The following is a 2699-nucleotide window of genomic DNA, read 5'->3' as shown; positions in this document are numbered from 1 at the left end:
AAAATTAAAAGAGAGTAATTTAGTATTGAATCAACAATCAATAGGAATAGCCAATCCAGAAAATGGAGCTAAGGTTTTAACAGCAGGTGCTAATGCAGGTGGGGCTTCTGGTCCAGAAGCAGTAGCAATAGTATCGGCAGTGAGTAGTGAAGAAATTTTAGAATCTATAGTTAAATCAAAAGAAAATGATGTTAAATCACTGTCAGGAAATGCCGTGGCAGGTACAACTCCATTGGAATTTGCAAAAGGAACAAATAATACTGGTCATTTAGCACAAGGGGCAGCTAAAGCAGCAGCAGTAGCTGGAGGAATCGCCCTACGTTCATTGGTTAAAGATGGCAAATTAGCTGCTAATAATAATAATGATGAAAAAGCAGTACAAGGAGCAGGAATAAGTGCAGTAAATAAACTATTAGTAGCAATAGAAGATATAATTAAAAAAACAGTAAAGAATGTGCTTGAAAAAGTAAAACAAGAAGTAGATAAAGCACGAGCTACAAAAGTAGCAAATCATCAATAAGATAAATAGTTAGATTAGGTTACTTAAAAGAGAGAGTAGAAGGAAATCTAGAGATAAATCTGGGTTGCCTTTTATTTTTATATTGTTATACGATTGGTACAGTGGGTTTAATAGAAGAAAAAGTATTATGATTTCTCTTAAAGTAGGTTATTTATCCAAAGCTGATTAGTAAAAATAACGTTTTGAATATCTTACTTTAAATTTTTTTCTTCATTTATATTTAATCTCTTATATTTTTTATGTTTTTATATATGAATCGTAATTTATCCATTCATTTTTATATGGTTTTGTTTTTTGTTTTTCTTAAAAGAAATGTATGATATGATTGGCAGTGTTTTAGAGTTTGATACCAAAAACTTGATGTATAGCTAATAAAAAAAACAAGGATGTGAAGAGAAAATGATAGAAATAAAAGAAAGAGAGTAGATAGAGTAGTTTTTTTGAAGTCATTGGTGAGATTGGGGGGGATGAATTTTTGAATGTTTTTACGTTTTTTGGGGAAATGGTAGGGGGTGTATTAGGGTTTAATGTTAATTCAAAGAAATAGGATGTAGGGAAATTGATGATAGTGATGGGATGTAATAGTGGAGGAGTAAAAGGTGGAGAGGGGAAGGTAAACTTGGAAGCCAAGAATAGTTTTTTAGAGTCATTAGTAAAGATCGGAGAAGGGTTTCAGGAGATTTTTGCTAGTTTTGGTAATGCTGTTGGGGATGTATTTGGATTTGGTGTTGTTAAATCGGGCGATAAGAGAAGTAAAGTGGGAGAACATTTTGATAAGATAGGAAAAGGATTACAAGTAACCAAAGATAAATTAGATTATTTATCAAAAGAAATAGTTTCTAATCCACATACTGCTACTAAGGGAGTTGAGGTTGTTATTAACAGTGCTAGTAAAGTGATTGCAAAATTAATTGGTGCATTAACTAAATTAGCTGGTGTAACTAATGATAGTGCTGTTATTGGTGAATCTGCTACTGATAATGCTATTGGTGCTGCTGCTGATGATGTTAATGTAGTAATTGCAGGAGTTAAAGAAATTATTGAAGTAGCAAAGGAATCTGGAGTAAAGATTGGTGAGGGAGATTCTGGGGGTCCTGTAGCTGGGGGTGCTAATACTGCTGGCATTGCTCTTGAAAAACTGGTGGTACTGCTAATGATGAATCTGCTGCAAAGTTAGCAGATGAAGTATCAAAAGCAGATCCATGGGCAATGATTGATAAGATAAAAGATGCTAAGACTACTGCTTCTAATCTTGTAGTTGCCAATAACAACGATGCTGGAGCACTAGCTACTAAAGTTCATGGAACTGATGCTAATGCTGGAGCAAAGACTCGTGCAGACTTAGCATCAGCTGTTGCTCTTAGGGCTATGATGAAGACTGGTAAATTTAGTGTTCAAGCTGGCGATGCTACTAATTCAGTTAAAGCAACAGCAATAAGTGCAGTAAATAAGGTACTAGGAATACTTGATTTAATAATTAGGAAAACAGTAAGTATTAATCAGATAAGAGAAACCGTTAAGGGAATACAGTATTCTGAAACAGTTGGAACTAATGCAACTGAAGCTTCTACTACTCAAACTTCAGCTACTAAATAAGCAGTATAAATGGTGATTAATAAATTATGTATATTGATGTATATTGTAATGTGCACACTTCTCTCTGTAAATCGTGAGGGAGGTGTTATTTTTGTTAATTATATGTTACTTGATTGATGCATATGTTCTAATCAAAAATATTCGTTTTATTTATTGTAAAAATTGTATACATTATAAATGTATTAGTTTGTTTATGGTTATATTATTAAATAAGGTATTAGACTTTTGCAAGTTTCAGTATGTTTTTTCCTATACTAAAATTAACACTGTAAATGAGCACCATTAAATCTCTTCAAATGACTAAAGTGTTTTGTGTAGATTAAAATTTGCTTTTATAATTTTTTATCTTTTTACACAATTGTATAACCATAATGAGTGTGAAATTGACCAAAGTATGATTTCTAATTTGTAAATTGGATGATGATGTGTAAGTAATAGTATCATGTGTATAATTAGTGATAGTAAAATTTTTTTTGGTGAATTTAGATAATGGAATATAATAGAATATTCGTACTATTTGATATTAAGAGGTAATTTGTACAAAAATTAATAATTTTTTTAGAATTTATTTCAATTATATTAT

General features: G+C 31.4%; 1 protein-coding gene and 2 pseudogenes. All 3 read left to right on the top strand.

The genetic code is table 11. From position 1 onward, the window contains the following. On the top strand, positions 1-520 hold a 520-nt coding region (locus U880_RS0100115; protein ID WP_024654295.1), incomplete at its 5' end, for a variable large family protein. A gap of 437 nt (positions 521-957) precedes the next feature. Beyond that, positions 958-1064 (top strand): annotated as a pseudogene (locus tag U880_RS11255) (variable large family protein); the annotation flags it as partial. A gap of 18 nt (positions 1065-1082) precedes the next feature. After that, positions 1083-2116, top strand: a pseudogene (locus U880_RS09585) (variable large family protein). Positions 2117-2699 lie beyond the last annotated feature (583 nt).

Origin of the sequence: Borrelia hispanica CRI (genome assembly GCF_000500065.1) — a bacterium.
GTDB lineage: Bacteria > Spirochaetota > Spirochaetia > Borreliales > Borreliaceae > Borrelia > Borrelia hispanica.
The sequence above is the reverse complement of the archived record's forward strand: the minus strand, read 5'-3'. Positions and strand labels throughout refer to the sequence as shown.